Source organism: Streptomyces sp. NPDC028289 (assembly GCF_055565975.1).
In genome coordinates this window covers 249166-269980 of the sequence record NZ_JBVHTI010000006.1, presented here as the reverse complement: position 1 = coordinate 269980, position 20815 = coordinate 249166, and the positions used below count along the sequence as shown (strand labels likewise).

At 72.3% G+C, this 20815-nt stretch carries 14 protein-coding genes; 10 read left to right on the top strand and 4 right to left on the bottom strand.

The genetic code is table 11. The features are described 5' to 3' along the window. Positions 1-6 precede the first annotated feature (6 nt). From ACZ4UV_RS30435 to ACZ4UV_RS30410, 6 genes are all read left to right on the top strand, one after another. Positions 7-1371, top strand: a complete 1365-nt coding sequence (locus tag ACZ4UV_RS30435) for an FAD-dependent oxidoreductase (protein WP_451017591.1) — start codon at positions 7-9, stop codon at positions 1369-1371. A 303-nt stretch (positions 1372-1674) separates the two neighbouring features. Beyond that, on the top strand, positions 1675-2826 hold the full coding sequence (locus tag ACZ4UV_RS30430) for a hypothetical protein (protein ID WP_451017592.1): 1152 nt from the start codon (positions 1675-1677) through the stop codon (positions 2824-2826). 40 nt (positions 2827-2866) lie between these two features. Beyond that, entirely contained in the window at positions 2867-3151 is a 285-nt protein-coding gene (locus ACZ4UV_RS30425) for a YkvA family protein (RefSeq protein ID WP_390035967.1), read from the top strand. A gap of 21 nt (positions 3152-3172) precedes the next feature. Continuing rightward, the gene (locus ACZ4UV_RS30420; protein ID WP_451017593.1) at positions 3173-3859 is read left to right on the top strand and encodes a 2-phosphosulfolactate phosphatase; all 687 of its coding nucleotides are present in this window, start codon (positions 3173-3175) and stop codon (positions 3857-3859) included. Between the two features lie 120 nt (positions 3860-3979). After that, positions 3980-6487, top strand: a complete 2508-nt coding sequence (locus ACZ4UV_RS30415) for a SpoIIE family protein phosphatase (protein WP_467842146.1) — start codon at positions 3980-3982, stop codon at positions 6485-6487. A gap of 81 nt (positions 6488-6568) precedes the next feature. Beyond that, positions 6569-9316, top strand: coding sequence for a SpoIIE family protein phosphatase (locus ACZ4UV_RS30410; protein WP_467842143.1), 2748 nt, complete (start codon positions 6569-6571; stop codon positions 9314-9316). Positions 9317-9319: 3 nt separating this feature from the next. Here the strand turns inward: ACZ4UV_RS30410 and ACZ4UV_RS30405 are convergent, their stop codons facing one another. Beyond that, positions 9320-11155: a glycoside hydrolase family 15 protein gene (locus ACZ4UV_RS30405; RefSeq protein WP_451022573.1), complete on the bottom strand. Its 1836-nt coding sequence runs from the start codon at positions 11153-11155 to the stop codon at positions 9320-9322. Between the two features lie 151 nt (positions 11156-11306). On the opposite strand from ACZ4UV_RS30405, the gene ACZ4UV_RS30400 reads away from it, so the two are divergent. The 4 genes from ACZ4UV_RS30400 to ACZ4UV_RS30385 all read left to right on the top strand — a co-directional run bounded on the left by ACZ4UV_RS30400 (position 11307) and on the right by ACZ4UV_RS30385 (position 15774). Further along, a complete protein-coding gene (locus tag ACZ4UV_RS30400) occupies positions 11307-11513 on the top strand; it encodes a hypothetical protein (protein ID WP_351498364.1) in 207 nt (68 codons plus the stop codon). A 118-nt stretch (positions 11514-11631) separates the two neighbouring features. Further along, entirely contained in the window at positions 11632-13035 is a 1404-nt protein-coding gene (sthA, locus tag ACZ4UV_RS30395; protein WP_451022572.1) for a Si-specific NAD(P)(+) transhydrogenase, read from the top strand. A 294-nt stretch (positions 13036-13329) separates the two neighbouring features. Continuing rightward, complete coding sequence (locus ACZ4UV_RS30390) at positions 13330-14802, top strand: APC family permease (protein ID WP_390035979.1); 1473 nt, start codon at positions 13330-13332, stop codon at positions 14800-14802. A gap of 12 nt (positions 14803-14814) precedes the next feature. Beyond that, entirely contained in the window at positions 14815-15774 is a 960-nt protein-coding gene (locus tag ACZ4UV_RS30385; protein WP_451022571.1) for a hypothetical protein, read from the top strand. Positions 15775-15873: 99 nt separating this feature from the next. Here the strand turns inward: ACZ4UV_RS30385 and nicT are convergent, their stop codons facing one another. The 3 genes from nicT to efeU all read right to left on the bottom strand — a co-directional run bounded on the left by nicT (position 15874) and on the right by efeU (position 20617). Further along, positions 15874-17037 carry a Nickel transporter NicT gene (gene nicT, locus ACZ4UV_RS30380; protein ID WP_451018183.1) on the bottom strand — a complete coding sequence of 388 codons (1164 nt, stop codon included), beginning with the start codon at positions 17035-17037 and terminating at the stop codon, positions 15874-15876. A 140-nt stretch (positions 17038-17177) separates the two neighbouring features. Beyond that, the gene (efeB, locus tag ACZ4UV_RS30375) at positions 17178-18449 is read right to left on the bottom strand and encodes an iron uptake transporter deferrochelatase/peroxidase subunit (RefSeq protein ID WP_467842137.1); all 1272 of its coding nucleotides are present in this window, start codon (positions 18447-18449) and stop codon (positions 17178-17180) included. Between the two features lie 41 nt (positions 18450-18490). Next, the gene (gene efeU, locus ACZ4UV_RS30370; protein ID WP_467842134.1) at positions 18491-20617 is read right to left on the bottom strand and encodes an iron uptake transporter permease EfeU; all 2127 of its coding nucleotides are present in this window, start codon (positions 20615-20617) and stop codon (positions 18491-18493) included. Positions 20618-20815: the final 198 nt, after the last annotated feature.

The following is a 20815-nucleotide window of genomic DNA, read 5'->3' as shown; positions in this document are numbered from 1 at the left end:
CTGATCATGCCGCGCCCCCTGCGGGTAGCCATCGTCGGAGCCGGCCCCGCCGGGATCTACGCCGCCGACGCCCTGCTCAAGTCCGGGGTGGCCGCCGAGCCCGGCGTGTCCATCGACCTCTTCGAGCGGATGCCCGCCCCGTTCGGCCTGATCCGCTACGGCGTCGCGCCCGACCACCCGCGCATCAAGGGCATCATCACGGCCCTGCACCAGGTGCTCGACAAGCCGCAGATCCGCCTCTTCGGCAACGTGGACTACCCGACCGACATCAGCCTCGACGACCTGCGCTCCTTCTACGACGCGGTGATCTTCTCGACCGGCGCGACCGCCGACCGCGAGCTGCGGATACCCGGGATCGAGCTGGACGGCTCGTACGGCGCCGCCGACTTCGTCTCCTGGTACGACGGCCACCCGGACGTGCCCCGCACCTGGCCCCTGGAGGCGGAGAAGGTCGCGGTCCTCGGCGTCGGCAACGTGGCCCTGGACGTGGCCCGCATCCTCGCCAAGACCGCCGACGAGCTGCTGCCGACCGAGATCCCGCCGAACGTCCACGACGGCCTCAAGGCCAACAAGGCCCTCGAAGTGCACGTCTTCGGCCGCCGCGGCCCGGCGCAGGCGAAGTTCTCCCCCATGGAGCTGCGCGAGCTCGACCACTCCCCGAACATCGAGGTCATCGTCGATCCCGAGGACATCGACTACGACGAGGGCTCGATCGAGACCCGGCGCGGCAACAAGCAGGCCGACATGGTCGCCAAGACCCTGGAGAACTGGGCGATCCGCGACGTCGGCGACCGCCCGCACAAGCTGTTCCTGCACTTCTTCGAGTCGCCGACCGAGATCCTCGGCGAGGACGGCAAGGTCACCGGGCTGCGCACCGAGCGCACCGCCCTGGACGGCACCGGCAACGTCAAGGGCACCGGCGAGTTCAAGGACTGGGACGTCACCGCCGTCTACCGCGCGGTCGGCTACCTCTCCGACAAGCTCCCCAAGCTGCCCTGGGACATCGAGTCGGGCACCGTCCCGGACGAGGGCGGCCGGGTCATCGAGGAGAGCGGCAGCCACCTGCAGTCGACGTACGTCACCGGCTGGATCAGGCGCGGCCCGGTCGGCCTCATCGGCCACACCAAGGGCGACGCCAACGAGACGGTGTCCAACCTGCTGGACGACTACGCGAACGGCCGCCTGCACACCCCCGAGGCGCCCGCGCCGGAGGCCGTGGAGGCCTTCCTCGCCGAGCGCGACGTCCGCTTCACCACCTGGGAGGGCTGGTACCGGCTGGACGCCGCCGAGAAGGCGCTGGGCGAGCCGCAGGGCCGCGAGCGCGTCAAGCTCGTCGAGCGCGAGGACATGCTCCGCGAGAGTGGCGCGTGAGGCACTGAGACGTGACGGGTGAGAGGGGGGCCGACGCACCGCCGTCGGCCCCCCTCTCGTGCTTCCCGGCGGTGTGAACGGGGCCCGCCCCGAAGCGGATGGGCGGGCGGGCCCCGTTCGCCGCACCATTGTCCGGGGCCGGCCGGATCCGGGGCACGGGTGAACGGGCGTCGTATGGCGCACTCGGTTCGCACCCCGGGTGCGGGGCGCACTCGCCGCGCGCGGGCGGCCCCCGCCCTATGAGACACGCTCCCGGGCGGTGATACTGGAGGACGCACTCCCCTCCCACCAGCAGATTGGCCCATGTCGAACACCGCCGCCGACCGTGCCGTCCTTCCGCCGACCGTCTGGGCCGCCCGCGGCCGCCACACGGGTCCGGACTCCGAGGAGGTGATCCGCAGGATCCTGCGCAGCCGCAAGGAGACCGGCGTCCTCGACGACTTCGCGGAACCCCCCTCGCCCGAGGGCTCCGCCCCACGGGTCTTCGAGGCCCGCTGGCGCGTCGACGACGGCACCGTGACGGTGCGCGCCCGGCTGGCCCTCGCCGTCGACCCGCAAGGCCGGCAGGCGGGGCGGGAGTGGCAGCTGATCGCCGAGGCCGACCGCCCCTGGGACGAGACCTGGCCCTCCCCGGCGGCGATGTTCTGGCCCGACGGCGAGGAGGCCGGTGACGGCGGCGAGGCTGCCTGGGACTACCACCCGGCCGTGGCGGGCGTCAGGCTCCGCACGGTCAACCCGCTGCCCGCCGACGACAAGGACATGCGCCGGGTGCTGCGGGACGCGGCGAAGGACGCCTGGTGCGTCAACCTCGTCGTGCACGAGGCGATGACCCCCGACGCACTCGGCCGGCTGCCGCTGGTCCGGCAGCTGCCGCCCGGCCTCGCGCACCGCGTCGTGGAACACCGGGCCGCGCCCCAGCAGTTCCGCGCCGTCAACTGGGCGCTGCGCGACCTCGGGGTCGAGATCCCGCGCGGCGGCGCCGTACTGCTGCCCCCGGACCCGGCGCCGTCGGGCTACGACGCGCAGGAGTACGCGGTGCGCAGCGTCTTCCTGGACGGCTCGGAGCCCACCGAACTGATCGCCGCCGTCCGCCGGTTCGCCGCGCTGCCGAAGCCCGCCCCGCAGGGCGCCGAGGAGGCGCTGGCCGATCTGCGGGACAACTGGACCCTGATGACGCTGGAGGAGGAGCTGGCGCGCGAGCGCAAGCGCGTCGCGCAGTACGCCGAGGCGCTGGAGGCCATGACCAGGTCCCGCGACCTGTACCGGGAGGCCGCCGAGCGGGCCGACGAGGCGCTCGCCGCCCTCCGCGACACCCCCGCCCCGGCCGCACCGGCGCCCCAACCCGCCTCCCCCTTCCAGCAGCTGACCCGCGCCTTCAAGGGACTGCGGGCCCCCAAGGAGAGCGCCGGGCCGGTGGCCATGCCCGAGGACGAAACCGGGAAGACGGACCAGTGAGGGACCCCGGGCCGGATCGGGGCCGGACGACAGGACAGCCATGGACACCACCACGACCGTGCTCGTGATCTGCGCGATCGTCGCCGCGGCCCTGCTGGCCGGCGCCGTCGCCGTACTCGTACGGCTGGTCCGCACCCGGCGCACCCTGCGCCGGGCCGGGCTGCCGACCGGCTCGCGCTGGGTGTTCTGGGGCGCCGTCCTGTATCTGGTGCTCCCCACCGACCTGCTGCCCGACCCGATCTACCTGGACGACATCGGCGTCCTGCTGCTGGCCCTGCGCTCGATGCGCGCGGCCCTGCCGGCGACGGAGGACCCGGAGCTCTGACCGACGGGGCATGATGGGATCGTGCGCGCCACGTTCACCGGTGTCCCCGGTCTGTCCTCGCCCCCCGAAGTCGCCGTGGTCGTCGACGTGATGCGCGCGTTCACGGTGGCGGCCTGGGCGTTCCGGAAGGGCGCCGAGCGGATCGTGTTCGCCGAGACCCTCGACGAGGCGCTGGAGCTGAAAGCCCGTCACCCCGGCTGGCTGGCCTTCCAGGACGGTCCGGTGGCGCCGGGCTTCGACCTGGCCAACTCACCGGCCGAGCTGCGTGCGCTGGACGTCGCGGGCCGCACGGTCGTCCAGAAGACCACCGCCGGGACGACCGGGGCGCTCGCCGTCGCCGGAGCCCGGCTGCTGCTGTGCGCGAGCTTCGTGGTCGCCGGGGCCACCGCGGCCGTGCTGCGGCGCGAGCGGCCCGCCGCGGTCACCTTCGTGGTCACCGGGGACGGCGGGCGGGCCGAGGAGGACCTGGCCTGCGCCGAGTACATCGCCGGGCTGGTGACCGACGGCTCCGTCGCCCCGGGTCCGTTCGTCGAGCGGGCCCGAAACTCCGGCGGGGCGGCGCGGCTCGCCGAGGGCGTGCGGCTCGGCTGGGAGGGCGTGCACCCCGAGGACGTACCGATGTGCCTGGAGACGGACACCTTCCCGTTCGCCATGGCGGCCGCCCGGGAGGACGGCCACCTGGTGCTGCGGCCGGTGGCCGGGGGCTGAGCGGGCCGGCGCCGGCCGGGACCGCCCCGCGATCCGTGCCGCGGGGGTGCGTATCCGGGCCGTCGTGACGCATTCTTGCTGTGTCACCCACCCGGCGGTGCGCGGACGAGGCAGGACCCGATGAATGGGAGCGGCGAGCACGTGGGCCGGGCGCGTGAGCGGCTGACCGCGCTGCTGGTCGAGGCCTCGACCGGCGCCCTGGGCGCGGCGGGCGCCCACGTCGCCGGGGTGTACCTGCGCTCCGGCACCCCCGGACTGCTGCGGCTGTCCACGCTGGTGGGGCTCCCCGGCCCGCTCTTCAAACCCTGGTGGCGGCTGCACGTGGACCGGCCGTTCCCCGTCGCGGACGCCTACCGGCTCGGGACGCGGGTGGTGCTGCCCAACGCCACGGAGATGGTGCGCCGCTATCCGCAGTTCGCGGCGGGCCTGCCGTTCCAGTTCGGTTCGATCTACACGCCCGTGCCCGGGGCGGAGCCGTCCTTCGGGGTGCTCACCGTGCTGCTTCCCGGTACCGCGGACACCGTGGACGAGCTGCCGGACCTGGACCGGTTGTGCGGGCTGGCCGAGCGTCTGGGGGCCGGGCTGCGCGAGCTGGTGGCCGAGGAGGGCGACGCGGCGGTCGCCTGGGAGGGCGAGCCGGTGTGCGTACGGCCGCCCGCGCCCCGGCCCGGGGCGGCCCGGGTGGGCCGTTTCACCTGGGATCCGGCCACCTCCGCGGTGCACGCGGACGACCGGCTGCACGCCCTGCTCGGCATGACGCCCGAGGATTTCCCCGGCACCGGCGCCGAGCTGGCCGTGGCCGTCGCGCCCGACGACGCCGACGACGTGCTGACCGCGCTGCACGAGACCGCGGCCGGCAAGCCGCCGCACGCCCCGCTGCGGGTGCGGGCCGCGGACGGCGCACCGCTGCTGCTGGAGCTGTGGCCGCCGCCCGGCGCCGTCGACCCGTCGCCGGTCTCCGGGATCGTCGTCGACCCGGGCCCGTCCGCCGCCGACGGAGCGGCCGATCTGCTCCCCGAGGGGGTCTTCTGCCTGGACCGCGCCGGGGTCGTCCGCTACGCCAACCCGGCGGTCGTCCGGCTGGCCGGCCGGCCGCGCTCCGAGCTGCTCGGCCGGCCCGTGTGGGAGGCGATGCCGTGGCTGAGCGGGCCGCCGTACGACGACCACTGGCGCAGTGCGCTGCTCGCCAGCGGCCCGGTGCACTTCCAGGCCCGGCGCGGGGACGCCGCCGAGGGCGACTTCCTCGCCCTGTCCGTGCATCCGGGCCAGGACCTGGTCACCTGCACGGTCGTCCCCGCCAGCCGGATGGAGCCGTCCGTGCACCTGCCGCCCGCGACCGAGCCGGGCACGGCGCGCGCCCTCGGGCTGGCCCGCGGCCCCGGCCCCTCGATGACCCCGTTGTACCGGCCGATCGCCCTGGCCATCGCACTGACCGACGCGGTGACCGCCCGGCAGGTGTCCGAGGTGGTGATGCAGGAGCTGCTCCCCGCGTTCGGCGGCCGTCGGCTGGCCATCTACCTGCTCCAGGACCGGCATCTCTACCTGGCCTGGGAGAACGGCTTCCCGCCGGGCTTCCTCGCCCCGTTCGACGGCGTCGGCCTGGACGCCCACATCCCCGGTGTCGAGGCCCTCACCACCGGCAGGCCGCTGTTCTTCGAGTCGATGCGGCGACTGGGCGACACCTACCCGGGTCTCGCCCTGGACGCCGCCGTGGGCGCCCGCGCCTTCCTGCCGCTGATCGCCTCGGGGCGCCCGGTCGGCACCTGCATCCTCGGCTTCGAGGCCGAGCGCGGCTTCAGCACCGAGGAGCGCACCGTCCTCATGGCGCTCGCGGGCCTGATCGCGCACGCGCTGGAGAAGGCCCGGCGCTACGACAGCGAGGCCGCCCTCGCCCGCGGTCTCCAGCAGGCGCTGCTGCCCCGCCGGCTGTCGGCGCACCCGCAGGTGGAGACCGCCGGACGGTATCTGCCGGGCACCCAGGGCATGGACGTGGGAGGCGACTGGTACGACGTCGTCGGGGCGGGCGACGGACTCGCGCTGGTCATCGGCGACGTCCAGGGGCACGGCGTGCAGGCGGCCGCCACCATGGGGCAACTGCGCAGCGCGGTCCGGGCCTTCGCGCTCAGCGACCGGCCGCCCGACGAGGTCATGGGCGGCACCAACCGGCTGCTCATCGACCTCGATCCGGGCCAGTTCGCGAGCTGTTGCTACCTGCGCCTGGACCCCGCCACCGGGCGTGCCCGGATCGCCCGGGCCGGTCATCCGCCGCCCCTGCTGCGCGCCCCGGACGGCCGCACCCGCGTCCTGGAGATCCCCGGTGGTGTCGTCCTGGGCGTGGACCCGCGGGCCCGGTATCCGGTGACCGAACTGGAGCTCGCGCCGGACGCGATCCTGGCCCTCTACACGGACGGGCTGGTCGAGCGGCCGGGCGCGGACATCGACGACGGCATCGCGGCGCTGGGGGCGGCCCTGGCCGAGGCCGGGGCGGCACCGGGGCGGCGTGGCGCGCGTACCCTCACCGGGGTGGCCGACCGGCTCACCGCCATGGCCCGGCACGCCACCGACCGCCCCGACGACGTCGCGCTGCTGCTCGCCACCCGCCGTCCGGGGCCCGCGGACCGGGGATGATCGGTACAGAACGGGGTATCGGCCCGGTTACCTCCGGGGACGCTCTCGCCTCGCGCGGCCCGGCAGTGTAGACATGGGCTCATGGTCCGTCACCCCGGCCGGTCCGACACTCGGCCGTCCCCATCCGGGACTCCGCGCGCGCCGCTCGCCCAGGGGGAGCGGGAGCCGAGCGGGCCGGGGCGGCTCCGGTCCGGGCGGCTGTGGAAGGCGCTGAGCGGACGCAGCGTGGCCGGACAGGTGTTCGTCCTGCAAGTGGTGATCGTGCTGCTGCTCGTCGTGTCGGCGCTGGCGGCCCTGGTGCTGCAGGAACGGCACGACAGCAGCAGGGAGGCCCGTAACCGCTCCCTGGCCGTCGCCCAGACCTTCGCCGACGCCCCCGGCACGGCGGCGGCGCTGCGGCTGCCCGACCCGACGACGGTGCTCCAGCCGCGGGCGGAGGCGGCCCGCAAGGCGACGGGTGTGGACTTCATCGTCGTCATGAACACCGACGGGATCCGGTACACCCACCCCAAGCCGAACCGCATCGGCAAGAAGTTCGTCGGGAACATCGGGCCCGCGCTGGCCGGCGGGATCGTCACCGAGGAGGTCCACGGCACCATCGGGGAGCTGGTGCAGGCCGTGGTGCCGGTCCGGGACGCGAACGGCACGGTGGTGGGCCTGGTGTCGGCCGGCATCACCACCGCGCACGTGGGCGGCACGGCCGACCAGCAGTTGCCGCTGCTGCTGACGGCGGCCGCCGCGGCGCTGGCCCTGGCGACGGCGGGCACCGCGCTGGTCAGCCGGCGGCTGCTGCGCCAGACGCACGGTCTCGGCCCGGACGAGATGACCCGGATGTACGAGCACCACGACGCGGTGCTGCACTCCGTGCGGGAGGGTGTGCTGATCGTCGGCGGCGACGGCAGGCTGATGCTCGCCAACGACGAGGCGCAGCGCCTGCTGGACCTGCCGGCGGACGCCGAGCGCCGCCGGGTCCTGGACCTCGGCCTGGACGCGGAGACGGCGACGCTGATCGCCTCCGGGCGGGTCGCCACCGACGAGGTGCACCTGGTCAAGGACCGGCTGCTGGCCGTCAACCAGCGCCCCATCGAGGTGCGCGGCGGACCGCCCGGCAGCGTCGTCACCCTGCGCGACTCCACCGAGCTGCGCGCCCTCTCCGGCCGCGCCGAGGTGGCCCGCGAGCGCCTGAACATGCTGTACGACGCCGGGGTGGGCATCGGCACCAGCCTGGACGTCACCCGTACCGCCGAGGAACTCGCGGAGCTGGCCGTGCCGCGGTTCGCGGACTACGCCACCGTCGACCTGTACGAAGCGGTCCTCAAGGGCGAGGAGCCGAAGCCCGGGGACGCGCTGCGCCGGGTGGCGTGCACCGGCATCCGCAAGGACGCCCCGCTGTACCCGGTCGGTGAGCGGTTCCAGTTCGTGCCGTCCTCGCCGCAGGGCCGGAGTCTGCAGGCCGGCGAGTCGGTCATCGAGCCGCGGCTGCGGGACTCGCCCGGCTGGCGGGCCCAGGACGTGGAGCTGACCGGCCGGATCCTGGAGTTCGGCATCCACTCGCTGATCACGGTACCGCTGCGGGCCGGGAACATGGTGCTGGGCCTGGCCAACTTCTGCCGCGCGGAGAAGCCCGCCCCGTTCGACACCGAGGAGCTGGCCCTCGCGGAGGAGCTGGTGGCCCGCGCCGCCGTCTCCATCGACAACGCCCGCCGCTACACGCGCGAGCACAGCATGGCGGTGACCCTGCAGCGCAGTCTGCTGCCGCGGAACCTGCCCGCGCAGAGCGCCCTGGACATCGCCTACCGCTATCTGCCGGCCCAGTCGGGTGTGGGCGGGGACTGGTTCGACGTGCTGCCGCTGTCCGGGGCCCGGGTGGCACTGGTGGTCGGCGACGTGGTGGGGCACGGGCTGCACGCGGCGGCGACCATGGGGCGGCTGCGCACCGCGGTGCACAACTTCACGGCGCTGGACCTGCAGCCCGACGAACTGCTGGGCCTGCTGGACGAGTTGGTGGCCCGTATCGACCAGGACGAGATCCCCGCGGACGAAGCGGACACCGCGGCCACGATCACCGGGGCGACCTGTCTGTACGCGATCTACGACCCGGTGTCCCGGCGCTGCACGGTGGCCCGGGCCGGTCATCCGCCGCCTGCGCTGGTCAGGCCGGACGGCAGCGTGGAGTTCGCGGACGTCCCGGCCGGTCCGCCCCTGGGCCTGGGCGGGCTGCCCTTCGAGACGGCCGAGCTGGAGCTGTCCGCGGGCAGCAGCCTGGTCCTGTACACCGACGGGCTGGTGGAGGACCGGCAGCGGGACATCGACGAGGGGCTCGAACTGCTCGCCGGCGCCCTGGAGTCGGCGGCCGGCGGCACCCCGGAGGAGACCTGTGCGGCCGTCCTGGAGCGGCTGCCGGCCCGCCCCAGCGACGACGTGGCGCTGATCGTCGCCCGGACCCGGGCGCTCGGCGCGGACCGGATCGCCGCATGGCAGGTGCCGTCCGATCCGGCGGCCGTCTCCGAGGTGCGGTCCAGGGTGACCCGGCAGCTGGCGGACTGGGACCTGGACGAGCTGTCGTTCACCACCGAGCTGATCCTCAGCGAGCTGGTCACCAACGCCATCCGGCACGGCCGGGCGCCCATCGGGGTACGGCTGCTGCGCGACCGGACGCTGATCTGCGAGGTCTCCGACGGCAGCACCACCTCCCCGCACCTGCGGTACGCGGCGAGCACCGACGAGGGCGGCCGGGGCCTGTTCCTGGTCGCGCAGCTGGCCGAGCGGTGGGGCACCCGCTACACGCCCGCCGGGAAGGTCATCTGGGCGGAGCAGCCGCTGCCGTGACCCTCAGCCCAGCGCCCGGTCGAGGTTGAAGGCGGCGCTGATGAGGGAGAGATGGGTGAACGCCTGCGGGAAGTTGCCCTGTTGCTCGCCGGTGCGGCCGATTTCCTCGGCGTACAGGCCGAGATGGTTGGCGTAGGTGAGCATCTTCTCGAAGGCGAGCCGGGCCTCGTCCACGCGCCCGGCGCGCACCAGGGCCTCCACGTACCAGAAGGAGCAGATGGAGAAGGTGCCCTCGTCGCCGCGGAGGCCGTCGGGGCTGGCCTGCGGGTCGTAGCGGTAGACGAGGGAGTCGGAGACCAGGTCCTCGGTGAGGGCGTCCAGGGTGGACAGCCACTTGGGGTCGGTCGGGGCGATGAACTTGGCCAGGGGCATCATCAGGAGCGAGGCGTCGAGGACGTCGCCGCCCTCGTGCTGGACGAAGGCGCCGCGCCGCTCGGACCAGCCGCGGTCCATGATCCACCGGTAGATGGCGTCGCGGGACTGCCGCCAGCGGGGCAGGTCGGCGGGGAGGCCGCGCCGGTTGGCGAGGCGGATCGCCCGCTCGATGGCGACCCAGCACATCAGACGCGAGTAGAGGAAGTTCTTGCGGCCGCCGCGGGTCTCCCAGACGCCCTCGTCGGGCTGGTCCCAGTGGTCGCAGACCCAGCCCACGAGGCGGGTGACGTCGTCCCACTGGTCGCTGGAGATGGGCTCGGCCCACTTGTCGTAGAGGTAGATCGAGTCGATGAGGGCGCCGTAGATGTCGAGCTGGAGCTGGCCCGCGGCGCCGTTGCCGACCCGGACCGGGGCGGAGCCGCAGTGGCCCTCCAGGTGGGTGAGCTCGCGTTCGGGCAGGTCGGAGCGGCCGTCGATGCCGTACATGATCTGCAGCGGGCCGGAGGCGAAGCCGTCGCCGGGGCTGATGTAGGTGGTCACGAACTTCATGAAGGCCGCGGCCTCGCTGCTGAAGCCTAGCCGCAGCAGGGCGTAGACGGCGAAGGCGGCGTCGCGGATCCAGACATAGCGGTAGTCCCAGTTGCGTTCGCCGCCGAACTGCTCGGGGAGGCTGGTGGTGGGGGCCGCCACGATGGCTCCGGTGGGGGCGTAGGTGAGCAGCTTCAGGGTGAGCGCCGAGCGGTGCACCATCTCGCGCCAGCGGCCCCGGTAGCGGGACTGGTGGAGCCAGCGCCGCCAGTAGCAGACGGTGGTCTCGAACTGCTGCTCGGCCTCGGCGCGGGCGCAGCCGCGGGGGGCGATGTCCTCGCCGGCCAGGTCGAGGGCGAAGACGGCGGTCTCGCCCTCGGAGAGCTTGAAGTCGGCACAGGCGTCCGGGCCGTCGCTCTCCAGGGCCACCGTGGAGGTGAGCTGCAGGGACATGGCCTCCGACTCGAACAGCGCGGTGTCACCGAGCGTGCGCAGGGTGTGCGGGTCGGCGCCGTAGTTGAAGCGGGGAGCCACCCGGACCCGGAAGGGCACGGTGCCGCGCACGCACAGTACCCGGCGGATCAGCCGGTGCCGAGCGCACTCGGCCGACTCCCCCGTGACCGGCATGAAGTCCTGGACCTCGCCGACGCCCTCGTCGGTGTAGAACCGGGTGATCAGGACGTTGGTGTCGGGGAAGTAGAACTGCTTGGTCCGCGCCGGTACGGTGGCGGCCAGCGCGAAGAAACCGCCGCGCTCGGCGTCCAGGACGGCGGCGAAGACGCTGGGGGCGTCGAAGGACGGGCTGCAGTACCAGTCGATCGTGCCGTTGCTGCCGACCAGGGCCACGCTGCGCAGATCGCCGATCAGTCCGTGCTCGGCGATCGGCAGGTAGCGAGGGCTGCCGGGCGCATTCTGGTAGAACCGCTGCTCGGCCATCGTGACGGCCTCCCCGGAACGGATGTACGGTCACCATACAGCCTAAAAGGGGCAAACTGCTTTCCGGGCGGGCCCCGGGCCGCTCGGGATGCGGGGTAAGGCCGGGCGGGCAATCGTGAGAGTGTGCACCCCGCTCCGTGAAGGAGGGACCATGTCGACCTCAGAACCCGAAGCGTCCCGGTCGCCCGAGGACCGCGCCACCCCGGACTCCCTGCTGCACAGCGCCCCCGGCACCGGGGTGGCGCCCGAGGACCTGGTGATGGCGTCGGGCCGGGACGTCACCCCGGAGACGCTGGAATGGGCCAGGAAGAAGATGGAGCGCGAGGGACCTAACTGCATCGAGCGGCTCCTGCCCTGACACCGGCGACCCGCGGGGCCCGTGACGCGCACAACGGGCCTGGTCCGTACCGGATTTCACGCGAAGGTTGCCCGTTCACCCTTTCGAAGCGAGGGCGGCTGCTGACAGACTTCGCAGGGTGCCCGACTTCGACATGCTCGTCATCGGTTCCGGACCCGGCGGCCAGAAGGCCGCCATCGCCGCGGCCAAACTCGGCCGCCGGGTCGCCGTCGTGGACAGCCCCGACATGGTCGGCGGCGTGTCCATCCACACCGGCACCATCCCCTCCAAGACCCTGCGCGAGGCGGTCCTCTACCTGACCGGCCTGACCCAGCGCGACCTGTACGGCCAGAGCTACCGGCTGAAGGAGGACATCACCGTCGCCGACCTGACCGCGCGCACCCAGCACGTGGTCGGCCGTGAGGTGGACGTCATCCGCAACCAGCTCTCCCGCAACCACGTCACCCTCTGCTCCGGCGTCGGCCGGTTCGTCGACCCGCACACCGTGGCCCTGCGCGAACCGACCGGCAACGAAAGGCTGTTGAGCGCCGAGCACATCATCATCGCCACCGGCACCCGGCCGGCCCGCCCGGACAGCGTCGAGTTCGACGGCCGCACCATCATGGACTCCGACAACGTGCTGTCCCTGGAGCGGGTGCCGCGCTCCATGGTCATCGTCGGTGCGGGTGTCATCGGCATGGAGTACGCCAGCATGTTCGCCGCGCTGGGCAGCAAGGTCACGGTGGTCGAGAAGCGCGCGGCCATGCTCGACATGTGCGACGTCGAGGTCGTCGAGTCGCTCAAGTACCACCTGCGGGACCTGGCCGTCACCTTCCGGTTCGGGGAGACCGTGGCCGCCGTCGAACGGCATCCGCGGGGGACGCTGACCGTGCTCGAGAGCGGCAAGAAGATACCGGCGGACACGGTGATGTACTCGGCGGGCCGCCAGGGCCTCACCGACGGACTCGACCTCGACAAGGCGGGCCTGTCCGCGGACCGGCGCGGCCGGATCACGGTGGACGAGCACTTCCGCACCGAGGTCCCGCACATCTACGCCGTCGGCGACGTCATCGGCTTCCCGGCACTCGCCGCGACCTCGATGGAGCAGGGCCGGGTCGCCGCGTACCACGCCTGCGGGGAACCGGTCGGGCAGATGGACAACCTCCAGCCCATCGGCATCTACACGATTCCGGAGATCAGCTTCGTCGGCCGGACCGAGGACCAACTCACCGGGGACAGTGTCCCGTTCGAGGTCGGGGTGGCCCGCTACCGGGAGCTGGCCCGGGGCCAGATCATCGGCGACTCGCACGGCATGCTCAAGCTCCTGGTCTCTCCCGAGGACCGTCGGCTGCTCGGTGTGCACTGCTTCGGTACCGGAGCGACAGAACTGATCCATATCGGTCAGTCGGTGATGGGCTGCGGTGGCACGGTCGACTACCTCGTGGATGCGGTGTTCAACTACCCGACGCTCGCGGAGTCGTACAAGGTCGCGGCCCTCGACGCCACCAACAAGCTGCGGCAGCTCGACCGGCTGGAGGACTGAGAGGCCGACGGAACCGCTGCTTCCGGCGTGAGAGTTGTCAGCCTCAGGTGGCATATGTGATTACCGGTCGGTCAGCTTGAAAGGTCAAAGAGTGCCGCTATAGTCACACCCACACACGCGGTGTGACCGTTCGCCGACTCTGGGCATGCGGCCTTCACCATCCCTTTCCCTTCCGACCGGTCCCCTGCCCGAGGCCACCCCTCAGCGGGCGTGGGGCGGGTCGTGCACCCCCCACCCGTACCGCCGCGGGTCTGCACTCCCGTGCGCCCTGCACGACCGGAAAGCAGCACAACCATGAGCAACAACAGGGGCAGAGGGCTCCAGGCCAACGCCCTCGGCACGTTCGACACCGTGGTCATGGCCGTCGCGGGCAGCGCACCGGCGTACTCGCTGGCCGCGACCACCGCGGTGCTGGTCGGGGCGGTGGGCCTGGCCAGTCCGGCCGCCCTGCTGTGGTGTGCGATACCGATGCTGGGCATCGCGCTCGCCTTCAGCTACCTGGGCCGCATCGACGTGAACGCGGGCGCGAGCTACTCCTGGGTGGGCCGCACACTGCACCCCTTCCTCGGCTTCGTCAGCGGCTGGGCGCTGGTGGTGTCCGCGACCATCTTCATGGTGGCCGGCTCGCTGCCCGCCGGGTCGATGACCCTGTCCCTGTTCGACGCGGACCTCGCCGACAACGTGGCCCTGTCCACGGTGGTCGGCGCCGCCTGGTTCCTGGTCATGCTGGCGGTGGTACTCGGCGGCGCCCGCCTCACCGTGCGCGCCCAGCTGCTGATGTCCGGCATCGAGCTGGCGATCCTGCTGCTCTTCGCGGTGCTGGCCCTCTTCCACACCGGCAACGCCCGCACCTTCGACTGGTCCTGGCTCGGCTTCTCCCACTTCGACGGCGTCTCCGGCTTCGCCTCGGGCGCGCTGATCGCCGCGTTCTACTACTGGGGCTGGGACGTCACCAGCAACCTCAGCGAGGAGACCCGCAACTCCCGCCGTACCACCGGCCTCGCGGGCCTGATCGGCGTCGGCATCGTCTTCGCCCTGTTCGAGGTGTTCACCATCGCCGTGAACATCATCCTGTCCTCGGACCAGATCGCCGCGAACGACGCCAACGTACTGGCCGTGCTGGGCGACCAGGTCGCGCCGGGCTGGGGCGGCAAGGTACTGATCGTCGCCGTGATGCTGTCCACCATCGCCACCCTGGAGACCACCCTCATCCAGGTCACCCGCTCGCTGTTCGCGATGGGCCGCGACCGCACGATGCCGACCGCGCTGGGCAGGGTGCACCGCACCTGGAACACCCCGCACGTGGCGATCGGTGTGGTCGGCGCGGTGGCGCTGGTGATGTTCATCGCCTCCAACGCGCTGGGCTCGGTGGGCGAGATCCTCTCCGACGCCATCTCGGCGATCGGCCTCCAGATCGCCGTCTACTACGGTCTCGCCGGCCTCGCGGTGGTCGTGGCCTACCGCAAGATGCTGTTCAAGTCGGCGGGCAACTTCCTGCTCGGCGGGCTGTGGCCGCTGCTCGGCGCGGTGTTCATGTTCTGGATCTTCGTCGAGTCGCTCGGCGAACTGAGCACCGCGGCGATCGCGATCGGCATCGGCGGTCTGGCCGTCGGCCTGGTCCCGATGCTCTGGTACTGGAAGCAGGGCAGCGACTACTACCGGCCGGCCAAGCTGGACGCCACCCGCACGGTCGAGGCCGACTACGTGCCCGACGACCCAGCCACCGTGCAGGCCCAGGCTTACGAAGGCCTCCCCACCGACTTCTGAGGTATGAGTCCGATGGCGCGTGACCGTTTCGCCCCCGACTTCGACCCGGACTGCGGGGACGAATCCCTCACCTCGGCCCGTCAGGACATCGTCATCGGCCGCTGGCAGGGCCTGCGGGAACTGCTCCGGGCCACCGGCCCGCACTGGCTGGCCCGGGGACACCGGGTCCGGCTGCTGGCGCAGGCCTGCGCGGGCAACTCGACGGCCGAGTCCTGGCTGGCCGCCGAGCCGCACGGCGCCGACGCGCTGGTGCTGCGGGCGGCGACCGAGACGGCCCGGGCGTTCACCCTGGCCATCTCGGCGGGCCGGGGTGTCCCGATCGACCGGGCCAGGATCGACACCGCCGTGCTGGCCTGCCTGGCCGCCGCCGAGGCGTACCCGCAGGACCCGACCCCCTGGGTCTCCCTGATCTCGGTGGCCCGGCTGTATCCGACCGGGGTGCGCCGGCAGGAACTCGCCCGCTGGTGGGACGAGTTGCACCGGCGCGACCCGTACAACGTGGAGGGCCACCTCCAGGTGCTCCACTACTACTCCGCGCGCTGGCACGGCACGCACGGCCTGATGTACGACTTCGCCCGGGACGCGGCCGGGGTCGCCCCGCCGGGCTGCGCGCTGCCCGTCCTGGTGCAGTACGCCCGCGTCGAGGAGTTCCGGTACGCCCTGGACACGGCGCAGGGACAGCAGAACACGGTCGCGCTCAGCCAGCACTGGAAGCACGACGGTGCGGTCAGCGACGTACGGCGCACCTGGGAGCGCTGGATCGCCCAGCGCGGCGAGGGCCCGGTCGCCCCGGGCGAGCTGCGTGACCTCAACCACCTGACGCACGCGGCCTGTCAGGCGGGCGTCACGGACGTCGCCGCGGAACTGCTGCGGCTCCAGGGGCGGCGGGCGACGCGTACCCCGTGGTCGTACACCGGCGACGCGGAGAAGCAGATCGTCAAGTGGCGGGCGGATCTGAAATTGCGTGGTTGATACGCCGTGTGTCGACTGCGGCGCCGTCGTGGCTGGTCGCGCAGTTCCTCCCCCGGCCGAAGGCTGGGGGTACCCCCAGCGCCCCTTACGGGGCGCTGCTCAGCCCTCAGTCTGTTCGACGGTTCGGGGGCTCAACCCCGCCGTCCACTTCTCCTCAATGCGCCCCGCCTTCCAGATCAGCAGGGCGATGGCCCACGTGGCGAAGAAGAGGCCGACGATGACGAAACCGACGGTGTTGAGGTCGAGGCCCGCCACCCAGTCCCAGAAGACGCCGTGCAGGTCCATCTTGTCGGCGAGCAGGCCGAGGAGTTCCACGGTGCCGATGATCAGGGCGACGGCCACGGACAGGCCGGTGATGGTGAGGTTGTAGTAGACCTTCCGGACCGGCTTGGAGAACGCCCACTCGTAGGCGAAGTTCATGAACGAACCGTCGATGGTGTCCAGGAGCGACATCCCGGCCGCGAAGAGCACCGGCAGGGTGAGGATGGCGTACCAGGGCAGGCCGGAGGCGGCGCCGGAGCCGGCGAGGACCAGCAGGGCGATCTCGGTGGCGGTGTCGAAGCCGAGGCCGAACAGCAGCCCGAGCGGGTACATCTGCCAGGGCTTGCGGATCGTGCCGGTGACCCGGCCGAGGAAGCGGTTCATGAAGCCGCGGTTGTTGAGCTGGGTCTCCAGGGCGGCCTCGTCGTAGGCGCCGGAGCGCATCTGCCGGAAGACCTTCCAGATGCCGGCCAGGATGACCAGGTTGATGCCGGCGATCAGGTAGAGGAAGGTGCCGGAGACGGTCGTACCGATCAGGCTGGTGACGTCGTGCAGGTGCGAGTTGTCGTCCTGGACCGGTCCGGCCAGGGTCTTCATGCCGAGCGAGAGCAGCAGGGCGAGGCCGAAGACGATGCTGGAGTGGCCGAGGGAGAACCAGAAGCCGACCGACAGCGGCCGCTGCCCCTCGCCCATCAGCTTGCGGGTGGTGTTGTCGATCGCGGCGATGTGGTCGGCGTCGAAGGCGTGCCGCATGCCCAGCGTGTACGCCGTCACGCCGATGCCTATGCCGAAGGACTCGGTGCCCACGCTGAAGTGCCGCGGCGCGATGATCCCGACCAGGGTGCCCCAGCCGATGACGTGCAGGGCCAGCACGAAGCCGGCCATCCCGCCGACCCTGAGCCACTCCTGCCGTGTCATGGAGCCCCGGACACGGTGCCAGGCCGAGCGCTTGGTCTCGGCCTGGGCGGGGAGGGACGGAGCGGAACCAGGGGCGGCCGTCATCGGGAGGTGACATCCTTCGGTCGAGCGATGGGCAGCTGCCATGGGCAGCCTTGTGCCATCCTCCCGTACTTGCACATCGTTCGCAGCAAGGCCCGTGGCAGGCCTTCACCAAGAGAACGTCATGGGACGGTAAAGAACGGTCAGGCCGACAGCAGTCCGCTCCCCAGCCAGTCCTTGGCGTTCTTCACGCCCGGCAGGGCGAAGAAGTAGCCGCCTCCGGTCGGGGAGATGTAGTCGACGAGCGGCTCGTCGATGAGCCGGGTCTGGGTGGCCTCGAACTGGCGCTGGACGTCCTGGTTGTAGCAGCAGAAGACCAGGCCCATGTCGAGGTTGCCGACGCTGTCTATCCCGCGATCGTAGTTGTAGCCGCGGCGCAGGATGCGGGTGCTGTCGGTCTTCGCGGTGCGGGGGTTGGCGAGCCGGATGTGGGCGTCCAGCGGGATGGCGTTGCCCTTCGGGTCCCTGGCGTAGTTCGGGATGTCGGTCTCCTTGGCGCCGTCCAGCGGGGCGCCGGTGTCCTTGCGGCGGCCGAACATCAGCTCCTGCTCGCTGAGCGAGACCCGGTCCCAGAACTCGACGAGCATGCGGATGATCCGGACGACCTGATAGCTGCCGCCCGCCGTCCAGGCCGGCTCGCCCTGCCCCTCGCCGACCCAGATCAGCCGGTCGGTCTCGCGGGCCGAGGTGACGTCCGGATTGGCGATGCCGTCCTTGAAGCCGAGCAGGTTGCGCTGGGCGCCGGTGGGCCGCGGGGCGTTCTGGAAACCGTCGATCCGCCACTTGATCTGCATGGCGCCACGGGTGTGCCTGGCGATGTCGCGCAGGGCGTGGAGCACGGTGTCGGTGCTGTCGGCGCAGATCTGGAGCGAGAGGTCGCCGTGGCATTCGGCGGCCTTCAGGTTGTCGTTGGGGAAGGTCCGCATCGGCGTCAGCCGGGCCGGCTTCGCCTTCGCCAGGCCGTACCGGTCGTCGAACAGGGAGGCGCCGACGCCGACGGTGACGGTGAGCGCGTCGGAGGGGACCTCGGGGCCGAGGATGCCGTTGTCGGCGGGCGGGGCGCCGACCCCGAGGTCGTCGGGGGTGCCGCCGGAGGTGAGGAAGCGGGCCCGCTCGGTGATCGTCCGCAGCAGGTCGGCGAGCTCCTGCCGGTTGTCGGCGATGACGTCGAGGGAGACGAACGTGGCGGCGGCCGGGGCCGGGGTGAGGATGCCGGCCTGGTGGATGCCGTGGAAGGGGATCTTCGCGGTGCCGCTCGCGTCGGCGGCCTGAGCCTCGGCGGTGCCGCCGGCCTGGCTCAGCGCGAAGCCGCCGCCGGCCAGGACCGCGCCCGCGGCGCCGGCGCCCAGCGCCGTCCGCACGAAGGAGCGGCGGCCCGTGCTCATCGGGCAGGACGGGGTGTCGGCAGCGGACATCGGAGGGTTCCCTTCGTCGTGCGGGTGCGGTGCGGGGTTCATCAGGCGGACTTCCTGATCTCCAGGAGGTCCGGCACCGGGGCGAGGTCCTCCAGGAGCTGTCCGGTGGCGCCGGCGATCCGCTGCCGGGTGACGGTGTCGAGTTGCTCGACCGGGGTCCAGGTCGCGCCCCGGTGCTCGGCGTCCAGGAGCTTCTGCAGCCGGGCGATGTCCGCGTCGACGGCCGGCAGCAGCTTCGGCGCCCGGGTGGTCAGCAGCGGCCGCAGTACGGTGAGCAGCTCGCCGGTGCCGGCGAGGTTGGCGTTCGCGGTCGCGAGGTTGGTGCCGCTGCCCTCGTCGGTGTCGGCGGTCAGCTCGAACTGGAGGGTGTTCTCCAGGATCTCGTGGGCGCGCAGCGGCAGGTCGCCCGGGTCGAAGTCCTGGGACGGGAACGCCTTCTGGAGCCCGGCCGCGGCGTCCGCGAGCGCCTGCGCCGGAGCCTTCAGCTGGTCGGCAGACTGCCCGTGCCACAGCCCGTACTCGACCCGGTGGAACCCGGCGAAGTCCTGGTCGGCAACCCCGCCCGCCAGGCCGTCGGCGCGGCCGTTGATCTTCTTGTCGTAGTCCTCGAAGGTGCCGTAGGCGGCGCCGAGAGAGGAGTAGGTGAGGTGGGCGGTCAGCCAGTCGGTGCGGGCCTGGTCGAGGTGGTTGCCCGCGATGTCGGCGTCGAGGGTGCGGGTCTGGGCGACGAGGGTGGCCAGGCCCTGTTCGACGTAGGCCTTGTAGGCCTTGAGCGGTGCGGCGAGGTCGTTCCCGGAGACCGGTACGACCGCCTTGGTACTGCCCGTGCCACCGCTGACGGTGACCGACGCGGAGGTGACGGCCTTGCCGCTGGAGGGGACACAGCGCCAGGCGTAGGTGCCGCCGGTCACCGTGGCGACCAGATCGCGGGTAGTGCCGGGGGCGAGGCCCTCGACCTCGCCGAAGACCGCGTTGCTGCTCGGGTCGATCAGGTACACCTCGGCGGTCTTGCTGCCGGTGTTCTGCATCCGGAAGGTCTGCCGGCCCGGCTTGGGCGTGGCGAAACCCTTGCCGCACTCGGTCTCGGAGACGGCGACGGTCTCGCCGCTCGTGGACCTGGGCCCGGCGAAGGCGACGACGAGCCCCGCGACGACGGCCGGAACGGCTACCACGGCGACGGGCACCACCCAGGCGGGACGGCGCAGCGCGTTGCCGGCGGGCTGCGGCTCGGGCTCTCGGGCGGCGGGCTCCGGCTCCGGCTCCGGCTCCGGCAGCTTGGTGGCAGGCGTGTCCGCGGGCGCGCCGGCCACCGGTTCGGACTCGGGCTCCGGCTCGGCTGCGGCCGGCTGCGGTGCGGTGGCACGCACTCCGCGCACGAACAGGGTCATCACCACGGCGAGATAGACGGCGTATCCGGTCACCTGGAGCCAGGTCATCGCCGGGGTGATGTTGAGGACGCCCTGGAGGAGGGTGCTGTACCAGGAGCCCGCGTCGATGTGGGCGCTGAGATCGAAGGCGTACACGGTGTTGCCCGGGAGGACGCCGCCCTCCTGGAGGTCGCGCAGCCCGTAGCCGAGGACACCGGCGGCGATCACGATCAGGACGGCGCCCGTGTAGGTGAAGAACCGTGAGAGGTTGATCTTCAGGACGCGCCGGTAGAGGCCCCAGCAGAGGCCGGCCGCCAGGACCAGGCCGATCCCGGCGCCGGCCAGGGGTCCGGCGGACTCGCCGGCCGCCCGGGCGGTGGTCCACAGGAACAGCGCCGTCTCCAGGCCCTCCCGGCCGACCGCGAGGAACGAGGTCAGGATCAGCACGCCCGAGCCCATGGCCAGGGCACCGGTGACCTTCTCCTTGATCTCCCCCGCGAGGCTGCGGGCCGAGCGGCGCATCCAGAAGACCATCGCGGTGACGAAGGCGACCGCGACCACGCTGAGGCTGCCGCCGAAGGCCTCCTGGGCGGTCGCGGAGAGCGAGGCGGCGGTGAAGGTGAGGACCGCGCCGAAGCTCATCGCCAGTGCGATCGCGGCAAGGACGCCCGTCCACACCTGCAGCAGCCGGTTCCTGGCTCCGGCCCGCACCAGCGTGGCGACGAGGATCGAGACGATCAGCCCTGCCTCGAGACCCTCCCTCAGCCCGATCAGGAAACTAGGAAACGCGTCGTCCCACATCCGCCGCAGCCCTCCCCGGCAGGCCCGTCCCCGCCCCTTGGCTCGAACTTAGTGAAGGCATGCCTTACTCCGCCGACCATGATGACTACACCCATGTAGTCAGCCGGTCATGAACTGGTAATGGTGCGGCAAAAGCCACGCCCGGACACGGCCGCGCACCCCACGAACACCGGCGGTACGGCAATCGTCTACATTCGA

Coding starts and splice junctions, on each gene's coding strand:
- ACZ4UV_RS30435 (WP_451017591.1), top strand. CDS start 7: ATGCCGCGCCCCCTGCGGGTAGCCATCGTCGGAGCCGGCCCCGCCGGG.
- ACZ4UV_RS30430 (WP_451017592.1), top strand. CDS start 1,675: ATGTCGAACACCGCCGCCGACCGTGCCGTCCTTCCGCCGACCGTCTGG.
- ACZ4UV_RS30425 (WP_390035967.1), top strand. CDS start 2,867: ATGGACACCACCACGACCGTGCTCGTGATCTGCGCGATCGTCGCCGCG.
- ACZ4UV_RS30415 (WP_467842146.1), top strand. CDS start 3,980: ATGAATGGGAGCGGCGAGCACGTGGGCCGGGCGCGTGAGCGGCTGACC.
- ACZ4UV_RS30410 (WP_467842143.1), top strand. CDS start 6,569: ATGGTCCGTCACCCCGGCCGGTCCGACACTCGGCCGTCCCCATCCGGG.
- ACZ4UV_RS30405 (WP_451022573.1), bottom strand. CDS start 11,155: ATGGCCGAGCAGCGGTTCTACCAGAATGCGCCCGGCAGCCCTCGCTAC.
- ACZ4UV_RS30400 (WP_351498364.1), top strand. CDS start 11,307: ATGTCGACCTCAGAACCCGAAGCGTCCCGGTCGCCCGAGGACCGCGCC.
- ACZ4UV_RS30390 (WP_390035979.1), top strand. CDS start 13,330: ATGAGCAACAACAGGGGCAGAGGGCTCCAGGCCAACGCCCTCGGCACG.
- ACZ4UV_RS30385 (WP_451022571.1), top strand. CDS start 14,815: ATGGCGCGTGACCGTTTCGCCCCCGACTTCGACCCGGACTGCGGGGAC.
- nicT (WP_451018183.1), bottom strand. CDS start 17,037: ATGACGGCCGCCCCTGGTTCCGCTCCGTCCCTCCCCGCCCAGGCCGAG.
- efeB (WP_467842137.1), bottom strand. CDS start 18,449: ATGTCCGCTGCCGACACCCCGTCCTGCCCGATGAGCACGGGCCGCCGC.
- efeU (WP_467842134.1), bottom strand. CDS start 20,617: ATGTGGGACGACGCGTTTCCTAGTTTCCTGATCGGGCTGAGGGAGGGT.